The organism is Gemmata palustris, from assembly GCF_017939745.1.
Lineage (GTDB): Bacteria > Planctomycetota > Planctomycetia > Gemmatales > Gemmataceae > Gemmata > Gemmata palustris.
Map to the genome: position 1 here is coordinate 4,898,572 of NZ_JAGKQQ010000001.1, position 20,842 is coordinate 4,919,413.

Genomic DNA, 20,842 nt, shown 5'->3' on the forward strand with positions numbered 1-20,842 from the left:
GTCGCGATACTAAACCGCGAACTGTCGATCTTCTGTAGCCGGCCTCTGCGAGGCCGGGATGTCCACCGCCAGTGGCACCCCGGCCTCGCAGAGGCCGGCTACGAACAGCCATCGTCTCGGATTACTGAGTTGGATAATCACGCACTGCACTTCCGCCTACAGCGCCCCAAAAAACGACAGAGGGCGGGGTGTTAGCCCCGCCCTCTTCAGAAATCGCTGACAATTAGTGGTCGTGACCGGTGCCGAACAGCTTGCTCTTCGGATCGGCCCGGCCCCACACGTAGGCGAGCAGGTCGAGGATCTCGTCGCGCGAGAGCTTGTCGAGCAGCCCCTTCGACATCATTGACGTCGGGGCCTTCTTCTGCTCGGCGATGTCCGCACGCTTGATCTCGCGCGGCTTCGCGTTCGCCAGCGGGTTCTCGATGATCTTCACCACGCCGTCCTTCTCCTCCACGATCATGCCGAGAACGACCTTGTCGTCGGTCAGCACGAAGCGGTACGCGGCGTACTTGTCGTCGATCTTCTTTGCGGGGTCGAGGACGTGTTCGAGCACGTCCACACCGTTCTTGAACACCTTCGGGTCGAGCTTCGTGAGATCCGGCCCGAACTCGGCGCCCTGCCCGCCGAACTTGTGGCACGCGACGCACGTGCCGACCGTAAACATCTGCTTGCCGTTCGCGAAGTTCCGCGCGCCCTTCATCTCCATCTCCTTCACCGCGTCGGCCAGTTCTTCGAGCTTCCACTCCGTGCGCGGGCGGTTGAACTTCAGCAGATCGTCCTTCACGGTCAGCGGGTTCTTCGCGAGGTAGGCTTCCGGGTTCTCCTGGTACGCTTCGAGATCGGCCACCACGTACAGCGCCCCGTGCATCCGGCGCCAGTGGCCCGGGTAGGTGCAGACGTAGGGGTAGATCCCCGGCTCCTTGGGCGCGGCAAATTTCAGTTGCTCGGCCTGTCGCGTTTGAAGCAGCTTGCTCTTAAGTAGCACGGTGCCGGCGGGCATGTTGGGCACGTACTGCGCGTCCGCCGCCCCCGGTTCGAGGGCGAACGCCTCGGCCGCGTTGCCGACCTTTTCGAGGTTCCCCGGCGCCACGATCACGAAGTTGTGCGGCATGATGTCGGTGTTCTCGAACGCGAACTCCACCGGCTTCCCGGCCTGCACGATGATGCGCTCCTTGTCGAAGCTCATCTGATCGAACAGCGTGCCGACGCGGATCACGCGGACGCCGATATCGGCCAGTTCCTTGCGCGCGGCCTTCGCTTCGGCCGGGGCGAGCAGCCCCGCGAGGCCCTCACCGAGCTGCATGAAGTCCAGCGCGACGGTCGAGGTCCGCTCCGCGACCGGCACCGAGCGGATGAACTTCATCACGGTGTCGAGCGTGGCCTTCGCATCATCCTTCGGCCAGTCGCGAGCCGGGATGCGCAGGAGCGCCTGCACCGCGGGTTCACGGTCGTTCTCTTCGGTGAGGTACTTCGCGATCCCCTTGAAGGCGTCCGCCTCTTGCCCGCGCACGGTCGCGAGCGCGAACATCGCGGAGCGCCGGATCACGCGCTCCGGCGCGCCCGTACCGACTTTGAACTCGGACTTCTCCTTTGGTGCCGGGTTCTTCAGCGCCTCGAACACGGGCTTCTTGTCCGCGCCGAGCACACGCACGGTGAAGTTGGCCAGCCGGTCCCCGAACGCGCCGTCGGTGCGGTTCCACACCACGATCTTCTCGATCGACACCACCCGCCCGAGATCGACCTCCCACCACGGGTTCACGGTCCCCTCCCGGGTGTGGGTCGAGGTGCCGTCGCTGTACGCGCCGTTGGTCTTGCCATCGATGGCGCGGCTCGCGGGGCCGTCGTAGGCGGTGCTGCTCTGGGCCGCCTTCCCGCGCGGCGCCACGTTCACGTTGTCACTGAACACTTGCACCTCGGCGAGCGTGAGCGTGCGCTGCGGGCCGGGCAGTTCAATACGCACGAACCGCCCGCTGACGCTCTTGCCCCCCTCCACGGTCTTCGCGAGGTCCGGCGGAAGCCCGGTGAGCAGCGCCTTGACCTTCGGGTACAGTGCGGCGCGGGCGCCCGGGTCGCGCACCATCGGCACCGCGGAGATGTAGTCCTTCAGCGCCGAAACCGATTTAGTCGCGAGCGCCCACGACTTCTCGATGTCGCCGTCCGCGGCGATGAGCGCGGTGTAACCCATTTGCCGCGTTTCGAGCGCGCGCCCCTTCGTGGCCAGGGCCTCGAGGTCGCCTCGGGCGGCCACGAGTTCCGGCTGCGGGCGCCCGGAGAGCAACCGGGCCAGGTCGAACGCGACGCTCTCTTCCGTGATGGCGGCCTCGTCGTGCTGCCGGATCGCGCTCACGAGGACCGCGAGTTCCGACTTCTGGTCCTGTTTCGCCAGCGCGGTCAGGGCCTCGCGGCGGAATTCGTCCCGCACCCCTGGCCGGAACAGCAGTTCCAGGTAAACGGCCGAAGTGCGTTCCATCTTCAGCAGGTCGTCGGTGGTGACCGACTTCAGGAAGTACCGCGCGCCCGCGGCCGTGGTGAACTTGATCGGGCGCTTCTCCGTGATCGCCTGGCGCACGATCGGGTCGAGCGCCCGCATCGTCTCCCGCGCGACGTGCGCAACGAACAGGTCCGTGGGCTTGTCCTGCGCGACGAAGACGACCTCGGCCGCTTCGGGCACGGTGAAGAAGCTCGCGGCCCGAACCGCTTCCATGCGCACGCGCGGGTGTTCGTCGCCGGCCAGTTGCTTCAGCATTTCGAGCGAATTGGGCACACGGTCGCGCCACTCGCACAGTACGCGGACGGCGGCGGCGCGGGCGCGGAAGTCCTTCGCCGCGAGCACGGTCTTGAGCAGATCGACATCGACGACGTTGTGGTACTGGTGGACCCACAATGCCTCGAGGACGTGGTGCGTCGGGTCCGCGCCGCCCCAGGGCTGGCCGGCCCACTTCTTCGCCGCGGCGACCACCTCTTCGGTCTTGCGGGCGCCGAGTTCGATCTTCACGCGGGAGCGCACGCGGTCTTCCGGGTGCTCGAGCAATTTCACCAGAGCCTCGGTGCTCTCGCCCGCGATCTTCGGCGACTGCGAGAGCTGGCGCCCGTCGTAGGTCACCTTGTAGATGCGCCCCTTCGTGCGGTCGCGGCTGGGGTCACGGAGGTTGTGCTGCATGTGCCCGATGATCGGGTTCTGCCAGTCGATGAAGTACAGCGCGCCGTCCGGTCCGGTCTTGCAATCGACGGGGCGGAAGTTGGGGTCGCTGCTCGTGAGGATCGGCTCCTGTTCCTGACCCGAGAGGCTGCCCCCGAAATCCGAGAGACGGTAGCGCAGAATGCCCTGGACCCCGATGCAGTTCGTGACGATCAGGTTCCCGTCCCATTCCGACGGGAAGTGCTGACTGGAAAGAACCTCGATGCCACCGCACGGCCGCGTGCGCTGTTGGTACACTTGCGGCGGGGTGGCGTGCTTGCCGGTCGGGTACCCGTTCAAGTTCGGACCGGGCAGGTAGCCACTAAACAGCGGGGCGTGGTACGGCTGGGCGCCGGTGCCGTCTACCACGATGTCTTGCCCCCAGTGATCGAAGACGTGCCCGTGCGGGTTGGCGAAGCTGTGCGTGACGTACACGTCGAGCTTCTGCGTGCGCGGCTCGTAGCGGAACACCCCGCCGTCGCCCAGGCGCTTGCACCGGCCGTAAGGGTCTTCGATCTGCGAGCGGTGGAACGTGCCCTCCTGCCAGTACAGCGCGCCGCCCGGGTCGAGCACGAAGCTGTTCGCGGTGTGGTGCGTGTCGGCGGTGTCGAGCCCGTGGAGGACGCGCTCACGGATGTCGGCCTTGTCCCCGCCCTTCGAGTCCTTCAGGAAGACGAGGTCCGGGGCCTGAGCCACCAGAACACCGCCGTTGTAGAACTCGAACCCCGTCGGGTTCTGTAACCCGTCGGCGAACGTGGTCACCTTGTCGGCCTTGCCGTCGCCATCGGTGTCTTCAAAAATCAAAAGCTTGTCGTTGTACGGTTCACCCGGCTTCCAGTGCGGGTAGCTCGGCCACACCGCGACCCACAACCGGCCCCGTGCGTCCCACGCCATTTGCACGGGTTTCGCGAGTTCCGGCCACTTCTCCTCGCTCGCGAACAAGCTGACCTTCAGCCCCGTGCCGATCTTCATCTTCGTGATCGCGTCCTCGCCGGTGAGGAACAGGTGCGTGCCGTTCGGCCCCGCGCCCGGCTTGTTGGTCGTGACCGGTACCGACTTCGGCAGGTTGCTGTCGTCCGGCTTTGCGTCCCGGCCCTTCGCGACATCCCAAATGACCTTGTCGCGGTTCGTCGTCATGATGTCGAGCGTTTCCAGTTCCTTCTGCACGACCTCGTAGTTGGTCTGCTTGCCGACGAACTGGAGCCACGCGCGGCCGCCGTAGGTGGAGTACCCGTCCGTCACGCGGTACCGCTGGTACCAGTGGAACGCCTTGTCCTGCACCACGGGGCGGAGCTTCGCCATCAGGTTCTCGTCCGGCGGTGCGTACTGCCCACCCACCGGGTGGATGTAGTTATCGATCACCTCGGCCAGCTTGCGGTGCCCCTCTTCCGTCAGGTGGACGCCGTTGATCGTGAGCGGCTTACCGCCGTTCTTGACGCCCTCGTAGCGGACCTTCATCGGGTTGTAGAGGTCGATGAACGACGCGCCGTTCGCCTGCGCCACTTCGCGCATCGCCTGCGTGTACAGTTCGATGTTCTTGTTGATACCCTCGACGGCCGCACCCGTCGGCAGGTTCGGCGACTTGTGGTCCTCGAACGGGATCGGCGAGAACAGCGTGAGCCGCGGCGCCGACTTGCCGTTGTACTTTTGGGAGAGCGTGTGCTTGATGAACGCGGTGAGTTCGGCCTTAAACTTGGGCAACCCGGCGGCGCCCGCGAACGACTCGTTGTAGCCGAAGAAGGCGAAGAGCGCGTCCGGCTTCGTGTTCGCCTTCTCGAAGCGGTTCGGGTTCACGACGCTCTTGTCCGCGACCAGCTCCGGCCTCGGGATCGGGGCACTGGCACTGAGCCACTGGTCCGGCGTGCCGAACGCCTCGGACCGGATCCGCAGGTTCACTTCGTCGCCGGAGAACCCGAGGTTCCGAATCGTGAGGTCGTGGTTCGGGAACCGTGCGTACAGGAACGTTTCGACCCAGCCGTCGTGCTGCATCCGGTCGGCGAGCGTGTTGCCGATGATGCAGACGTGGTCGCCCTTTTCCAGCTTGAATTCGCCCGGGGGCGGTTCGCCCGGTTGGGCGGCAATCGTTCCGGTGGGGGGCGCGGGCGGCGTGAGTAGCGCCAGCAGCGCGGCGGCCGACCCCAGTAGCAGGCCGACGGAGAGTAGGGAGCGCCCGACGGGCATGGGAGAGTCTCCGGGATTTAGGTGCGCGGGGACGGGCGGGTGTGTGACAGTGTTGTACCAGACATACCGCGAAGGGGAAACAGCGAGTGCGCAGTCGTCCGGGGACTACGCAGTAGGCACGGGGAACAGACACGCCATCAATTCACGCTCGAACCGGTCCCAGTCGAGCCCTTCGGCGAACACTTCGACGCGGCTGTCGCGGCGGTACGCGGTCGGCGCGACGCTCATCGCGGTGCCGGCCCGGTTCACGGCCGCCCACTCGTCGGCGAGGTGGAACACGCCCTTCAACCGCGTCACCTCTTTGGTGTTCGCTAACAGCCCGAGGAGTTTGGCTTCGTCGAACACATCGGCGGGATCGAACACCCACCCACAGGCGGGGGGAGTGAGGTAGCGCTTGGGGGGGGAAGAAAGCAACCCCTCCCCAACCCCTCCCCTAAACGGAGAGGGGCTTAAAACCGCCTCTGATTCTGTTCCCCCTTCCTTCTTAGGGAAGGGGGTTAGGGGGTTAGGTCGGCTTTGCTCCCCTTTCCCTTTGGGGAAGCCAGGCTCCTGCGGGTACAGCGGAAAGCGTTCGTCGTTCGCACTGAGGTCGAGCCACGCGGGGTCAATGCGCCCCTGGGTCGTCCCGGCGATCAGCAGCTTCGGCGGGAACAGCCCGTTCGCCCACGACTGGAAATCGGCCACGAGTTCCGGGGTGGCGGTGTCGAGCTTGTTCATCACGAGCACGTCGGCCATCTGGATCTGGTCGATGAAGATCGGGTTATCCCGCATCTCCGGCTTCGCGAAATCGTGCGGATCGACGATCCCCAGTGTGGCGCGCACGTCGAGGCGCCCGTGGTAACTCATTCGGAGCGAGTCGAGCAGCCGGGCCGGGTGGCCCAGGCCCGTCGTCTCGATGATGAGTCGCTCGGGCCGCGCTTCGAGTAACAGGAAGTGGATCGCGACCGGCAGGAACGGCGCGCTCGCGCAACATACGCACCCGCCGCCCACCTCCTTCACCGTCACGCCCTCGGGGGCGCTCCCCTCGATCAGCGCGTCATCAATCGACACCGCGCCGTACTCGTTCACCAGTACGGCCCATCGCGAACCGGTCTCTTTGCGCTGGAGCAGGTCGATCACGGCCGTCGTTTTCCCGACGCCCAGAAACCCGGTAATCAGATTGGTCGGAACGGATTGCATTGCAGCCTTCGGGAACGCGGATCGAACGGTCGGGTCCGCTCACGATACCGGATTCATTATCCGGGCACGACCCATTGTTCAGCGGTCCGCGCACCATTAGGATTCAACGGCCACCGTTCCCGTTACTGATCGCGGGGTTTTAGCCCATGTTTCGACTCGTCGTCGGCGTCGGCCTGTTGACAGGCTTGGTGCTCTCTCCCGTGTTCGCCGCTCGGGGCGCGGACAAGCCCACGAAGGTCGAAATCGGCAAGCGCGGGAAGGCCGCGACCGCGTTCGCCGAGGTTCCCCAAGTCGGGAGCGGAACGGCGTTCTGCATCCACCCGTCGGGGCTGTTCGTCACGAACGAGCACGTCGTGCGCGGCGCGCGGGGCGAAATCACGCTCGTACTGAACCCGACCCTCGCGACGCAGCAAGTGCTCAAAGCGAAGGTGGTCCGCGCTGATAAAAATGCCGACCTCGCACTGCTCCGCGTCGAGGGCGCGAAAGATCTGCCGAGCCTCCAACTCGGGTCCGCGGACGGCATCGCGGAACTCGCGGACGTGGTCGCGTGCGGGTTCCCTCTGGGCAAGATTCTCGCGACCGACAAGAAAGAGTACCCGGCAGTTAGCGTGAACGCGGGGAGCGTGACCGCGTTGCGGCACAAGGGCGGCGAGTTGCAGCTCATTCAGGTCGATGTCGCCCTTAACCGCGGTAACTCTGGCGGGCCGGTTCTGGACGACAACGGAAAGGTCATCGGCGTGGTCGTGTCCGGGTTCGAGGGCAGGAACATTAACGAAGCCATCCCGGTGAACCACCTCAACCGGTTCCTGAACGCACCGGACATCGCGTTCGCGCCGCCCGCAGTAAAATCAGCCGAACTCGATAAACCGGTGGAGTTTAAGGCCCAGGTCGCGTCACTCGTACCGAACGCGCCGGAGCCGGACGTGGTGCTGATCCTGCGCACCGCCGGGAGCAGTGAAGCCCGCGAGTACCCCATGAAGGCCCAAAACGGCGTGTGGACCGCGACCGCCGCCCCGCTGAGCAAGGCGCCGGGCACGCGCATCGAAGTGTCCGCCCGGTTCGGCACGGGACCGGGGGCCGTCACCGGCACTATCAACGACGCCGTACTCAAGGTCGCGGGCAAACCCGTTCGGCTCAGTGGCACGCGCCGGATCGAGTTCAACGCGATGAAGTCGAAGGTTCTGTTGGCGGACGACCGCACCACCCTCGAAGGCGACGTGGTGGGCCTCGGCCCGACCGAGATTGATGTGGGCGGCCAGAAAGTGCGGCTCGATCTTTCCAAAGCCTCGCAACTGACAATCCAAACCGCGGAAGTGGGTACGGTGACCGCGGTCGTGGTCGCGCGGATCGGCGGCAAGGAACTGGCTCGGGTCGAGGCGCCCGTTTCGGTGCGCGATCCGGTGCAGGCACGTGTGGGGCCGGCCGATCCGTCGTCGGTGGTCATCACCGCGCCCCCGCTGCCCGGGGACCAGATCGTCAAGAAGCTGCCGGACGTGTTCACCGATGTGGTAGTCGGTGGGGGCGGGCGGTACCTGATCTTCCACATGCCGAAGTTGAAGAAGCTCGCCGTGTTCGACATGAACGAGGGCCGGGTAACCAAGTACATTCCTCTGACCGAACCCGACATCATCTACACCGCGGGTCTGGATTGCGTGGTCATCGGGTTGAAGAAGGCCGGCAAACTGGAGCGATGGAGCCTGACCACCTTCGAGTTGGAGAAGTCGGCCCTGCCGCCGTTCACAGAGGATCTCAAGACAATCGTCATGGGGCACGGGTCCAACGGCCCGCTCGTGACGAACGGGTACTGTCTCGATCCGAATACGTTCCAGCAATTGTCGATTGTCGACGGAAAAAAGAACGCGCGCGTCTGGGTCGCCGAAGCCCGAGTTTTCGCGTCCGGTGACGGGAGCGTGTTCGGCGTGTGGAACACGCATTATTCCCCGAGCACGTCCACCACGTTCGTGCGCGAGGGGGACGTGATCCGGCGGTACGAAGAGGGCGACCTCATGCACGTGATTCCCGGTCCGGACGGCAAAACGGTGTTCACCGGGAAGGGGATCGCGTCCCAATTGCTCAAGCGCGGCGGGCCGGACGACGCGAACTACGGGTACTGCCTGCCCGCGGTACGCGGGGACTACTTCCTCTCCCTGACTTCGGCCGAGGGCGGTAAAGGCGGAAACTTTACCGTGTTCCTGCGCGGGGTTAAACGGCCGGTCGCGAAGCTGGACACGGCCGAGCACGGGCTCGGCTTTGACGGGTGGGACCGCGAAGAGTTCGGACCGTGGAAGCGCGTCTTCTTCGTCCCGGACGCGAAGCTGATCGCGGTTCTTCCCGGGAGCAACGACCAAGTGGTGCTTCACAAGTTCGACCCGGACGCGGCGCTGGAAAAATCGGGCCTGGACTACCTGATCGTTTCGTCGCAACCGCCGCGCGAGGCAAAAGCCGGGGAGACGCTCACGTACCCCATCAAGGTGAAGTCGAAGAACGCGAAAGTGACCTACCAGCTCGATAGCGGGCCGAAGGGCATGGAAGTGTCCGCGGCCGGGGTCGTAACGTGGACGGTGCCGGCCGGCGCGACCGGCGACCAAGAAGTGATCCTGACCGTCCGCGACGGCGCCGGGCAGGAGGCGTTCCACACCTTTACGGTGAAAGTTACCAAGTAAGCGAACGAATTGCATTTGACCGGATCGACCGGATAAAAACTACGCTTCCGGTCGATCCAGTTCATTTGGTCGGCACATGTGGCAACGGCCCGGGCGATCCCCGGGCCGTTGCCGTTTCAATATTTTGGCCGGCCTTATCTATTCGTCCGGTTCGCAACGTCAGTGACTCGCCCGGACCAGCGATCGACCGCACAGTGGCGAAAAATCACTTCGTGTCGTGACCAGGAACTTCTGCGGCCTTACTCCAGCGGCACGCGCAGTTGCAGCCCGGACGGGTGCGTCAGTTCCAGCCGCCCCGTGGCCACGGCGGCGCCGACCAGCGCGTAGATCATGAACCGCCCGTCGCGCTCGACGGTCACCAGCCCGGCGTCCTTCATCACGCTCAGGTGGTGCGAGATGTTCACGATCTCCACGCCCAGTTCGCGGGCCAGATTGGTCACGGTTTTCTCACCGGCCACGAGGGCGCGGATCAGGGCCAGGCGCGTCGGCTCGCCGATCGCGATCAGCCACGCGGCTTGTGTCTTCGGGTCGGGTGCGTTTCGGGCCATTGGGGTTCGGTGGGTTCGTGGATTTTGGACGGTGCTGAGGTGGCACGTCTTACATTCGACGTCTTCAGCGCCGGGTTCATAATCTAAATTCTGTACTAATTCGAGTTCGCGCGCGTACCTGTATCGTGCGTAACTTTTGCAACGATTTCGCGGCGAGCCCGTCTCGGAAAGCGCAACGCGCCCCCTCGCCAATGGCGCCCGGCGCCCCGCGGCACCTCCGCACGCCCCGAAACAACCGGTCGGGCACTCACGGGCGCTTGAGCACCCACACCTCACACACCTGGCACCCGCGACCCGGTCCGCCGGCCCCGGGCTCCGGTGTCCAGGTCAGAGTCAACGTTCCACCGGCCGTGGCCGCCGCGGGAACATCGAACTCGACCGGCTCGAACGGCTTCCCCAAAAGTGCGTGGACCTCGTGCCCGTCGCCGGCCGTCAACCGCACCTTGCGCCCCTCCTGGCCCCCGTACACTACTCGCACCCGGTAGGTAGCGGACGGGTCGAGGCCGTCGTACTTCGCGCGGAGGTGCGTTTCGTAGTGCGTTTCGGCGTAGTGCCACCACGCCCGAGGTACGCCGATCCGCATACTGAAGGCGCACTGCGGCGACTCATCGAACCCCGGGTCTTTCTCCCAGCCCGGTCCGCGGACGAGGTGCGGTTGCCGCTTCGGGTCACCGAAATCGTCGTAGAACCCGCCGGGACCGGGGTCGGTCCGGTTTACTGCGGCATTCAATCGAACGAGACGCGCGGCCTCGTCCGGGAGTTCCTTCGCGGCCGTCATTTCGGCCCGCAGCCACGCGGCATCGGTCAGCGGCACGTCGGCCGTGTCCAGGTTGTTGCCCCGACCGGGCATCCCGTGGTGCTTCAGAATACTGAGCTGTGCCCGGATGCTCTGGAACAGCGCTTCGGCCAGTTCGTTGAGCCGCGCACGCAGTTCGGGGGCGGCCCGCTCCTTCACCGCCCGGTCGAGGAGCGCCTCGGCATCGGCGATCGTCTTCGCCGCCCCGGTGGTCTTGGCGCCCCGGAGCTTGGCGACGGCCGCATCGAGTGCTTCCGTCTCGTGCTTCAGCCGGGCGCGAACGAAGGCGTCGTAGTAGGCCCGATAGAGGGCCTGTTGGAACCGCCAGTTCAGCTTCTCCCGCGGCCCGGCGTCCCGCTCCAGTTCCTGGAACAGTTTCAGCGTTTCGTCGATTCCAGCGTTAGAAAGAACCGGCCCGTCCCAGTTCTTCTCCAGGGCCAGGAGCCCGCCGGCGAAGCGGTCCCCGAGTGCCGGGCCGACGAAGTACCGCCCGTACTGACGGAGCACGTCCTTCACGTCCGCTTTCTCGTCCCACCCCAGCGCGCTCCAGACCATCTTGTTCACGTCGTCGTGGCACCCCTCGGAGTAGGTGATGAACCCGACCGTGCTGGCCCGGCCGTACCGGAACGTGCGGGCCGTCTGAACCGGGCGCGGGTTGCACCCCTCGCGCCCCTGCGTCAGTGCGAACGCGACGTCCCAGTCCGGGACCGGGTACTGGCACTGGCGGCTGTGGGTGATGTCCGGGTAGTCGCGAATGGGGAACGTCTTCGGTACCGCGGCCCGGAGCTTCGGCAGCGAAACCCGGGTTTGCGGACCGTGTACCACGCCCGTCAACCAGGACGGCTCGCGGCGAATGAGTTCGTAGAACTCGTCCATCCACGGGCCGATGAAGCTCTGCGGCGACATCCACATCGTCGCTTTCGGGTGGTACTTCTTCAAGTTGGCGGTTTGCCGCTCCAGCAGATCGAACAGCACTTTCGGGCGCGTGTGGCCGGGATCGCCCCCGGGAACAAACACGACGTCCACTCGGGGGAGCGCCTGAAGGACCGCGCCCCATTCCTTGAGTGCCGATTCGACCGTCTTCGGGTCGGCGTAGTCCCGGTCCATCGCCGGGTACCAGATCCACACGTCGAGCCCGTACTCGCCGGCGATGCGCGAGACCTCGGTCATCATGAGCAGCGGCGGGAGCGGGAAGAGCGGGCTATCGGGGGCGTCGTCTGAGCGGGGCGGGATCAGTTCGACCGCGTTGCACCCGAACACGGCGAGATCGCGGATGTACTGCTCCCACATGGAAACGGTCCAGCCGTCGTAGGAGTTGGTTTTGGGTCGGTAGCCGATCTGGTGCCCGCGGAGCGCGGTTGTTGGAGCCGATTCCGCTTTAAAGCTGTCCGCGAAGGTCACTTTTAAACGCCCGAGACTCAGCTCACGGAGCAAACGCCCCGCGCCGAACAGCACCCCACGCGGGTCGTTCCCCGCGACCCACACGACCGGCGTCGTTCCGTCTGTCGCGATCCCGATTCGGTAACCCTCGGGTTTGGGTTGCGCGGACGGCTTCGGTAACCGAACGCCCCGTTTGTCGAGCAGTTTGTAAACCTCGTCGGCCGGTCCCACCACGACCACCGGCGTTCCGGCCGCCGGCCACGTCTCGGTCCGGTCCCACCGGGCCATCGACCGCGTCTCCACCTCCTCGACGAGCATCTGGACCGCTTTTGTGGCGGGTCCGGACAATCCCGGGGGCGTGACGACGACGGCCCGAGTCAGATCGAGGTCGGCCGCGGCCGCGGGCGCTGCTAGCGCGAACAGGAGACAAATCGGGAGCGACCATTTGGCGTTCATCGAACGGTCTCCTTCACGTGCGGTGCCACGGACGATGGTAGCGATGAAGCCCATTCGTTGTAAGCCCCGTGCGTGATTGTGAAGCGTTGAGGGCGAATTCGGTTACGCCTTGCACCGGGCGCCGGAACGGTCATGCTGGAATCGGTTCCAGAGGTGAAGCGATGACCGAAGCGGAATGGCTTGAAGATAGCCTTTACATCGTGCCACGTGTTCAAGAGTCGCTGGGGCACCGGCGTGTTAAACTCCTCGCGTGTGCGTGCTGCCGGATCATGCTCGACGTCTTGGGTCCATGTAAAGACCTTGCCGAGGGAGCACTGCGGGCGGCCGAGCGCGAGGCCGACGGTGCTCCGGACTTCCGGGTTCTAGCCTATTACACATCGGTGATGAGGGAGGCCGAAAGCAAACCCTTCCAACGCTCTGATCTGGAGCCGATTCAGCGGCACGCGGTCTCGGACGTCCTGCACGGCATTCGGTACTTGGTTGCCCGACCCGGAGACTACTCGTCACCCCCGTCTGGGCAACAATGGGCGGTCCACAAGGCAATTTCAAACTATTGGCTGTGTTATGGTGGAAGCCAGGAAGAAAGTGGTCGGCACTTCTACCCATACTATCTCGACATTGCCGGGAACCCGTTCCGCCCCGTGCCCTTCTCCCCCTCGTGGCTCACCTCCACTACTCTCGCGCTCGCGGCGCGGATGTACGAGTCTCGGGACTTCGGCGCGATGCCGATCCTGGCCGACGCACTCCAGGACGCGGGCTGCGACAGCGCCGATGTGCTCGACCACTGCCGCGGACCGGGGCCGCACGTGCGCGGGTGCTGGGTCGTGGACTTGGTGCTCGGCAAGGAGTAATCGCGGTGAAGAGGATTTCACCGCGGAGGGCACGAGAGGGCGCGGAGAAAGACCGGATCGGAACTATTCACTCTCGCCTTTGCTTCTCTGCGCCCTCTCGTGCCCTCCGCGGTGAAATCCTCTTCACCGCGGACGCGCATTCAAGACGCCGGGCAGCGCCCGCGTAGCTCCACGAGCCCCGCACGTACTTGACATTGCCGGGCCGGAGAGTAACTATGACATCTGCCCGTTATTCACGACGTCACCGCGCGACACGTCAGATACCCGCACCAGATTTTGCACCACTGAGGAATCAATCGCGCCGATTTCGGTAAGCCCGCCGCCAAATTCCGGTACCACCGGTTACGCTCCCGAGTTCTCGCACCGAGGGTGCATCTCATGCCACGGTTATTCGCCGTCTTCGCTCTCGCGTTCGTTCCGGCCCCGCTCTTTGCGGCCGATTGGAACCAGTGGCTCGGGCCAAAGCGTGACGGCGGTTCGGCCGAAGCCGTCGCGCCGTGGACAGAAAAAGACGCGCCGAAGGTGTTGTGGAAGGCGAAAGTCGGCGTCGGGTTCAGCACCCCGGTAATCGTAGACGGGCGCGTGTTCGTCCACGCCCGGATCAACGGCAAGGACCGCGAGGAACTGATCGCGCTCGACGCGAAGACGGGCAAGGTGCTGTGGCGCGCGGCCTACGACCGCGGACCGTACAGCAGCGTGCTGAACACGGGGCCGCAAGCCACGCCGACCGTCGCAGGCAATCGGGTTTACGCTTACGGCATCACCGGGTTCCTCACCTGCTTTGAAGCGGATACGGGCAAACAAGTCTGGCAGGTAGACGCCTTCAAGAAACTCAAAACCGAGCTCCCGCGCTTCGGCGTGTGTTGCTCACCGCTGGTCGTCGGGAACAAGGTGCTGGTCGCGGTCGGCGGTAAGGGGAGTTCGGTGGTCGCGTTCGAGTCCGAGACGGGTGAGATCGCGTGGCAAGGGCTGGATGAGCCCGCGAGCACGTCGTCGCCGGTGCTGGTCGTTGCGGGCGGGAAGCCCGGCCGGTTACCCGAAGTCGCGTTCATGACCACGCTCCGCGTTGTCGGTTTGAACCCGCTCGACGGCGCGGCGAATTGGGAGTTCGCGCTGCCGTTCCAACCGGGCGGGACGTCCCCCACGCCCCTCGTCATCGGCGACCGCATCGTGACCAGCACCATGAGCAACGGCACGACCGCGATCCGCGTGACCGCCGGGGAGAAGGTGACCGCCGAGAAGGAGTGGCAGGCAAAAGCCCTCAGCGGTTACTTCTCGTCCGGGGTTGCGAGCAAGGATCGCGTGTTCCTGGTCACGAACACACTGAAGCCGGTTCCGCGTGCGGATCTCGTGTGCGTCGAACTGAAGACCGGGAAGGAAATGTGGAAGAAAGAGGGAATGGGGTACTTCCACTTCGGTCTGATCCGCACCGCCAACGGGAAACTCCTCGTCCTCGACGACGCCGGGAACCTGAAGCTGATCGACGCGGAAGGGAAAGAGTTCAAGGAACTTTGCGCTACGAAGGTGTGCGAGGGCACGCTCGTCACCCCGGCGCTCTCCAACGGCCTCCTCTACGCTCGCGACGCTTCCGAAGTGATCTGCGTGCAACTCGTTCCGTAACTCCTCTCCGCTCGTCCCACCCAGAGGTTCATCATGGTTCGCCTTCGGAGCAAGGGTTTTACACTGATCGAGTTGCTGGTGGTGATCGCGATCATCGCGATCCTCATCGGCCTGCTCCTGCCGGCTGTGCAAAAGGTCCGGGAGGCCGCCGCCCGGATGAGTTGCCAGAACAACTTGAAGCAGATCACGTTGGCCTACTTCAATCAGGAGAGCGCGTTCGGGTACTTCCCGCTGAGCGGCAGCAACGTCCCGACGGCCCCGTTCGGCTGGGGGCTGAACGTCCTGACGGCGATCGAGCAGGACAATTTGTACAAGCAGTACACGGTCGGGGCACCGCCGTACACCGGGATCGGCGGGCCGGCGAACAATCAGGCCGTCTCCGCCACCCGGGTGAAGGTCTTCACGTGCCCATCGAACCCGGACTCGAGCGGCCCGGCGGTGCTGTACACGCTCCCGGGATACGCCTCGTGGACCGGCATGCCCGGCGACTACGGCCCGATCAAGGGCGTGAACCCCAGTCTCGCGAGCACGATCAGTGGGTTCCCTTCGGGCAACCTCAACGGCATGTTCCAGGTGGACGCGAAGACCAAGATCGCCGACGTGACCGATGGTCTCTCGAACACCATCATGATTCCCGAGATTGCCGGCCGCCCGTACCTGTGGCAGGCCGGGAAGAAGCAGCCGTACCCGACCGCCTTCACCTACTCCAACGGGTCCGGGCTGTGGAACGACGCGACGTGCAGCAACGCCACCCTGAACGGATCGGACGCGGCCGGCACCTCCTCGGCCCGCACCTGCGTGGTGAACTGCTCGAACGACCTCGGGCTGTACGCGTTCCACACCGGCGCGGTGAACGTCGGTATGGGGGACGGGTCGGTGCGCACGATCAACGCCAGCGCGTCCCTGTTCACGGTCGCGGCGCTGGTAACGCGGGCGAACGGGGAAGTCATCAGTGAGTAGCGCCCGATTGGTAGACGGGTCGGAGCCGCGCGCGGCGTGGCCGGCCCGCCTGCCGTTCTATTACGGGTGGGTGAACGTGGCGGTCGCGGCGGTCGCGATGTCGGCCACGCTGCCCGGTCGCACCTACGGGCTGGGCCTCGTCAAAGAGCCGCTCCGCGCCGAACTGGATATCAGCGACCTGCGGTTCAACGTGCTGAATTTCTGGGCCGTCGTGATCGGCGCGGCGTGCGTGATCCCGATCGGCCGTCTGATCGACAAGTTGGGCACGCGGCTCGTCCTCGCGGGCGTCGGGACCGCGCTCGGCGGGTGCGTGCTGCTGATGAGCCGCGCGGCGACCGAATGGGAACTCGCGGTGGCGCTCACTCTGGTGCGCGGGTTGGGTCAGGGCGCGCTTTCGGTTGTTGCCATCGCGCTCGTGGGGAAGTGGTTCCGCCGGCGTGCGGGCGTCGCGATGGGGGCGTTCACGCTGCTCCTGGCGGTCGGGTTCATCGCGCCCATTTTCGTGGTCGAAGCGGCCGTCGGTTCGGTCGGCTGGCGGGCCGCGTGGGAGGGCGTCGGGTTGGCGCTGCTCTTCGGTCTCGTGCCGCTCGGCCTTCTGTTCGCACGGAGCGCGCCCGAAGCGTGCGGCATAGCGCCCGACGAACCTGCCATCGACGCAGACCGGAGCGCGGCGATGACGCTCGGGGCGGCGCTCGCGACGCCCTCGTTTTGGGTGTACACGGCCGCCGCAACGGTCTTCAACCTGATCTTCTCCGCTCTCACGCTCGACAATGAACTGCTGTTGATGGAACATGGGTTGGACGGGAAGAAAGCGAACGGGCTGGTCCTCGGCGTGCTGATGCTGAGCGGGTTACCTGCGAACGTGATCGCGGGTTCGCTCGCCCGCCACCGGCCACTGGGGAAGCTGCTCGGGGCGGGCGTGCTGATCCTGGCCGGGTCGCTGCTGCTGTTCCCCCTCGTCTCGAACCTCGGTCTGGCGGCAGTTTACGCGGTACTACTCGGCGCATCCGGCGGTATCATCACGGTGATCTACTTCGCCGTGTACGGCCACACCTTCGGTCGCACGCATTTGGGCAGCATCCAGGCAACGGTGCAGGTTCTGTCGGTGTTCGCGTCGGCGAGCGGCCCGGTGCTGTTGGCGGTCGTGCGGGAGCGCGGTGGTGGCACCGCACCGTTCTTCTACACGTTCGCCGTGATCGCACTGGTGCTGGCGGTCGCCGCGTGGGTCGTGCGCCCGCCCGTTCGAGCGGTGCCGGACCCGCAAGTGCCAGCGGAAGAGGCGGAAGGGGTCAAAGAGGTGTGGTGATGTCGTCGCTGAACGTGATCGAAGAGCCGGTGAAGTTCCACCTGTCGCTGAACGTGCCGGACCTGGCGCGGGCGGTGGAGTTCTATGCCCTCCTGTTTGGTCACCCGCCGGCGAAGCGGCACGACGACTACGCCAAGTTCGAGCTGGACGACCCGCCCGTTGTGTTTTCGCTCAGCCCGCACCCGCCCGGCCCCGGCGCGTCGCTGAGTCACATCGGCCTCCGGGTCGCGTCCGACGATACGATTCGGCGCTACCGCGACCGGCTCGAAGCGGCCGGCGTCTGCACGCAGGCCCAGGACGGGACGACGTGCGGTTACGCCAAGCAGAACAAGCTGTGGGTGTCGGACCCGTTCGGAAACTTCTGGGAGGTCTACCGCGTCGAGGAGGACGTGCGCCCGGAAGCGGTCCGCAAGAGCCTCGAGGGCGCGGCCGCTCGTACCGACATCGAAAGCCTCGCGCACCCGCAGACCGGGGCCGTCTGGGAGCACTTCGTCACCAGCGCGGCGCCGGACCGGATCCCGCACCCGGACGCGGCGCTCGACGAGGTGCGACTCACGGGCACCTTCAACGCCGACCTCTCCGACTCGCAACGGGCCGCCCTGCTGAACGAAGCGGCCCGCGTCCTGAAACCGGGCGGGAAGGTCGTGGCGCACGGGCTGATGGGCGACCGCACGTTCCCCGGTGCGCGGCCCGAGCTCCCCGGCCTGGCCGCGATGGTCGCCCGCGTTCCGGTGCAGACGGAACCGATCGAGGCACTCCGCCGGGCCGGGTTCGTGGGCGTGCAGGTGGTGAAGTACACCGAGAAGGCGTGGTTCGTACTCGAGGGCGTCGAACTCCGCGAGGTGAAACTCGTTGCCTGGAAGCCCGGAGCGACGGTCGCCGCCGGTGGGGAAACGCGCCAGGTCTTGTACAAGGGTCCGTTCGCCCGCGCGACCGCCGACGGCGGGCGCACCTTCGAGCGCGGCAAGCGGGTGACGGTGCCGGCCGCCGTGTGGGACCAACTGCGACTCGGCCCGACGGCCGAGCAGTTCCTGTTCTTCGAGCCGGGCCACCCGGCGCCGTGCGCGCGATGAGCGCGAGGGAGGCTCACATGCCGGCGACGGCCGAACTCGGTACGACCACCGCGACCCGCTTCCACGTCGGGCTGCACGTCGCGGACCTCGCGCGGTCGGTGCGGTTCTACAGTACGCTTCTCGGCACCGGTGCTACGAAGCACTTCGACGACTACGCGAAATTCGACCTGGCAGCGCCGCCGCTCGTGCTGGCGCTGTACCCCAGCCCGCAGCAACCCGGCGGGGCGCTCAACCACGTCGGGCTGCGGTTCCCGGACTCGGCCGCGCTCGTCGACGTGCAGCGGCGGCTCGAGGAGGCCGGCATCCCGACCCAGCGGCAGGAGGGCGTCGAGTGCTGCTACTCGCGGCAGACGAAGTTCTGGGTGACCGACCCGGACCGGACGCTGTGGGAAATCTACACCCTGCACGAGGACATCACCCACTCCGGGTTCGACGGTCCGCCCGCGCCGCTGCCGCCCCCCGCCGAAGCCGTGTGGCAGCACCGCATCACGGACCCGCTGCCGGACAAGATCCCGCACACCGATGGCAGCCTCGACGGGGTGACGCTCGAAGGCACACTCAACGCGCTCGTGCCTCCGGCGCGGTTAGCGAACCTCCTGGCCGAGGCGCACCGCGCGCTCAAGCCGGGCGGCAAGCTCTCGATTCACGGATTGGTGGGCGACCGGCCGTTTCCGGGCACGCCGAAATTACCGGGGCTGGCGGCGCTGGTCCAGCGGGTGCCGGTGGACACCGAGCCGCTCGGTCTGCTGCTCCGGGCCGGGTTCGGCGGCCTGTTCTACGAGAAACTCGGGGACATCCACTGTTTCAGCGTCAACGGCGTCGAGCTCCGCGAACTGCGGCTGCACGGGTGGAAGCCCGGCACCGCGGCCGTCGGCCCGTGCGCGATCATGTATAAGGGACCGTTCGAGCAGGTATCGTGTGAGTGCGGCACCGTGTTCCGGCGCGGCGAGAAGGTGACCGTGTCCGCGATGGTCGCGGGCTGGCTCCGGTCCGGCCCCGCCGCCGAACAGTTCGCGTTCCTTTCTTGAACGGGGCCGAGGCATGCGTTCGTTTTTCGCACTCGGGTTCACTCTCCTCGTTGTGGGCAGTGCGGCCGGCGCACCACCCGAACCGGCGAAGCTCGCGGCGCGCATCGACGCGCACGTTGATGCGCGCCTCAAAGCCGAGAATGCAACACCGGCCCCGCGCACCGACGACACGGAGTTCCTGCGCCGCGCCTACCTCGATCTCACCGGGCGCACCCCGGCCCCGCACGACGTTCACGAGTTCCTCGCGGACCAAGACCCGGACAAGCGCGCGAAGCTGATCGACGACCTGCTCGATAGCCCGCGGTACGCCACGCACTTCGCGGCGGTGTGGCGCGCGGCGCTGCTCCCGGAAGTGGCGGCCGACGCACAAGCCCGGGTGTTCCAACCCGGATTCGAGGGCTGGCTGCGGCTCAAGTTCCGCGCCAATACGCCCTACGACAAGTTCGTCCGCGAGCTGCTCACCGCGCCCATCTCGGCCGACCCGAGCGCGCCGGAGGCCGTCCTCCGCGACCCGACCAAGCCGAACGCGCTGGCGTTCTTCGCCGTGAAGGACGCGCGGCCGGAGAACCTGGCGGCCGCCACGGCGCGCGTGTTCTTGGGTGTGCAGATCGAGTGCGCCCAGTGCCACGATCACCCGTTCGGTCGCTGGGAGCGCGACCAGTTCTGGCAAACGGCCGCGTTCTTCGCCGGCGTCGAGCGCCAGGGCGACGACGTGTTCGCCCCCGTCTCCGACGCCCGCCGACGCGAGATCACCATCCCGAACACCAAGCGGACGCTGTACGCCACCTTTCTGGACGGGAACGCACCGAAGTGGGCCGGCGACACGAACCCGCGCGTGGTGCTCGCCGATTGGGTGACGGCGAAGGGTAACCCGTTCTTCGCGAAGGCGACCGCCAACCGGATTTGGGGGCACCTGTTCGGGCGCGGGATCGTGGACCCGGTAGACGACTTCAGCGAGGCCAACAAGCCGTCGCACCCCGAACTGCTCGACGATCTCGCGAGCGCACTGGGCGCCGCCGACTTCGACCTGAAGTTCCTGATCCGGGCCGCGTGCCGCACGAAAGCGTACCAGCGGACCAGCGCGAAGACGCACGCCTCTCAGGACGACCCGCGCCTTTTCGCGCGGATGGCCGTAAAGGGCATGACCGGCGAGCAACTCTTCGACAGCCTCGCGCTCGCGACCGGCCACCGCGAGGGCGGTCGGGACACGGCCCGCGACCGCTTCCTTACGCAGTTCGCGCTGCGCGGGGCCGCGACCGAACCGGAAACGTCTATTACTCAGGCACTAGCGCTGATGAACGGCCGGTTCCTCAACCTCGTGACGAGCGCGGAGGGCGGCCCGACGCTGGTCGCGGTACGCGAGACGCCCGGCATGACAACACCCGATCGTATCAACGCCCTGTACCTCGCGTCTCTCGGTCGCAAGCCGACCGCGAAGGAACTCGACCGGATGACGAAGTTTGTCGCGGCCGGCGGAACCGACCGGCAAGCCGAGCGCCTGAGTGACGTGTTCTGGGTGCTGCTGAACTCGGCCGAGTTCCGATTGAACCACTGAAGACGAGCCACGGATAAACACAGAAAACACGGATCAGAAGACAGAGGCCAGAAGGCAGAGAATAATAA

Annotated in this window: 12 protein-coding genes; 8 read left to right on the plus strand and 4 right to left on the minus strand. The window is 66.1% G+C overall.

The genetic code is table 11. The features are described from left to right. Positions 1-223 precede the first annotated feature (223 nt). Positions 224-5,359: a PVC-type heme-binding CxxCH protein gene (locus J8F10_RS20150; protein WP_210656749.1), complete on the minus strand. Its 5,136-nt coding sequence runs from the start codon at positions 5,357-5,359 to the stop codon at positions 224-226. A gap of 105 nt (positions 5,360-5,464) precedes the next feature. Next, complete coding sequence (locus J8F10_RS20155; RefSeq protein WP_210656751.1) at positions 5,465-6,538, minus strand: CobW family GTP-binding protein; 1,074 nt, start codon at positions 6,536-6,538, stop codon at positions 5,465-5,467. Between the two features lie 146 nt (positions 6,539-6,684). Between J8F10_RS20155 and J8F10_RS20160 the strand changes: the two genes are divergently transcribed. Next, positions 6,685-9,201, plus strand: coding sequence for a S1C family serine protease (locus tag J8F10_RS20160; RefSeq protein ID WP_210656753.1), 2,517 nt, complete (start codon positions 6,685-6,687; stop codon positions 9,199-9,201). A 239-nt stretch (positions 9,202-9,440) separates the two neighbouring features. Here the strand turns inward: J8F10_RS20160 and J8F10_RS20165 are convergent, their stop codons facing one another. After that, positions 9,441-9,749, minus strand: coding sequence for an ArsR/SmtB family transcription factor (locus J8F10_RS20165; protein WP_210656755.1), 309 nt, complete (start codon positions 9,747-9,749; stop codon positions 9,441-9,443). Between the two features lie 247 nt (positions 9,750-9,996). Next, positions 9,997-12,381: a hypothetical protein gene (locus J8F10_RS20170; RefSeq protein ID WP_210656757.1), complete on the minus strand. Its 2,385-nt coding sequence runs from the start codon at positions 12,379-12,381 to the stop codon at positions 9,997-9,999. A gap of 161 nt (positions 12,382-12,542) precedes the next feature. On the opposite strand from J8F10_RS20170, the gene J8F10_RS39085 reads away from it, so the two are divergent. The 7 genes from J8F10_RS39085 (at position 12,543) to J8F10_RS20205 (ending at position 20,774) form a co-directional block, all read left to right on the plus strand. After that, positions 12,543-13,232, plus strand: coding sequence for a hypothetical protein (locus J8F10_RS39085; RefSeq protein ID WP_246523454.1), 690 nt, complete (start codon positions 12,543-12,545; stop codon positions 13,230-13,232). Positions 13,233-13,610: 378 nt separating this feature from the next. Next, positions 13,611-14,852 (plus strand): PQQ-binding-like beta-propeller repeat protein, encoded by a 1,242-nt coding sequence (locus tag J8F10_RS20180; protein ID WP_210656759.1) that lies wholly within the window; start codon positions 13,611-13,613, stop codon positions 14,850-14,852. A 33-nt stretch (positions 14,853-14,885) separates the two neighbouring features. Next, positions 14,886-15,812 carry a DUF1559 domain-containing protein gene (locus tag J8F10_RS20185; protein ID WP_210656761.1) on the plus strand — a complete coding sequence of 309 codons (927 nt, stop codon included), beginning with the start codon at positions 14,886-14,888 and terminating at the stop codon, positions 15,810-15,812. Continuing rightward, entirely contained in the window at positions 15,805-17,118 is a 1,314-nt protein-coding gene (locus J8F10_RS20190; protein ID WP_210656762.1) for an MFS transporter, read from the plus strand. Before J8F10_RS20185 ends, J8F10_RS20190 begins: the two co-directional genes overlap by 8 nt. Continuing rightward, positions 17,118-18,191: an ArsI/CadI family heavy metal resistance metalloenzyme gene (locus J8F10_RS20195; protein WP_210656764.1), complete on the plus strand. Its 1,074-nt coding sequence runs from the start codon at positions 17,118-17,120 to the stop codon at positions 18,189-18,191. Before J8F10_RS20190 ends, J8F10_RS20195 begins: the two co-directional genes overlap by 1 nt. Before the next feature lie 17 nt (positions 18,192-18,208). Beyond that, positions 18,209-19,219 (plus strand): ArsI/CadI family heavy metal resistance metalloenzyme, encoded by a 1,011-nt coding sequence (locus tag J8F10_RS20200; protein ID WP_210656766.1) that lies wholly within the window; start codon positions 18,209-18,211, stop codon positions 19,217-19,219. 13 nt (positions 19,220-19,232) lie between these two features. Beyond that, the gene (locus tag J8F10_RS20205) at positions 19,233-20,774 is read left to right on the plus strand and encodes a DUF1549 and DUF1553 domain-containing protein (protein WP_210656769.1); all 1,542 of its coding nucleotides are present in this window, start codon (positions 19,233-19,235) and stop codon (positions 20,772-20,774) included. The last annotated feature ends 68 nt before the right edge of the window (positions 20,775-20,842 follow it).

Coding starts and splice junctions, on each gene's coding strand:
- J8F10_RS20150 (WP_210656749.1), bottom strand. CDS start 5,359: ATGCCCGTCGGGCGCTCCCTACTCTCCGTCGGCCTGCTACTGGGGTCG.
- J8F10_RS20155 (WP_210656751.1), bottom strand. CDS start 6,538: ATGCAATCCGTTCCGACCAATCTGATTACCGGGTTTCTGGGCGTCGGG.
- J8F10_RS20160 (WP_210656753.1), top strand. CDS start 6,685: ATGTTTCGACTCGTCGTCGGCGTCGGCCTGTTGACAGGCTTGGTGCTC.
- J8F10_RS20165 (WP_210656755.1), bottom strand. CDS start 9,749: ATGGCCCGAAACGCACCCGACCCGAAGACACAAGCCGCGTGGCTGATC.
- J8F10_RS20170 (WP_210656757.1), bottom strand. CDS start 12,381: ATGAACGCCAAATGGTCGCTCCCGATTTGTCTCCTGTTCGCGCTAGCA.
- J8F10_RS39085 (WP_246523454.1), top strand. CDS start 12,543: ATGACCGAAGCGGAATGGCTTGAAGATAGCCTTTACATCGTGCCACGT.
- J8F10_RS20180 (WP_210656759.1), top strand. CDS start 13,611: ATGCCACGGTTATTCGCCGTCTTCGCTCTCGCGTTCGTTCCGGCCCCG.
- J8F10_RS20185 (WP_210656761.1), top strand. CDS start 14,886: ATGGTTCGCCTTCGGAGCAAGGGTTTTACACTGATCGAGTTGCTGGTG.
- J8F10_RS20195 (WP_210656764.1), top strand. CDS start 17,118: ATGTCGTCGCTGAACGTGATCGAAGAGCCGGTGAAGTTCCACCTGTCG.
- J8F10_RS20200 (WP_210656766.1), top strand. CDS start 18,209: ATGCCGGCGACGGCCGAACTCGGTACGACCACCGCGACCCGCTTCCAC.
- J8F10_RS20205 (WP_210656769.1), top strand. CDS start 19,233: ATGCGTTCGTTTTTCGCACTCGGGTTCACTCTCCTCGTTGTGGGCAGT.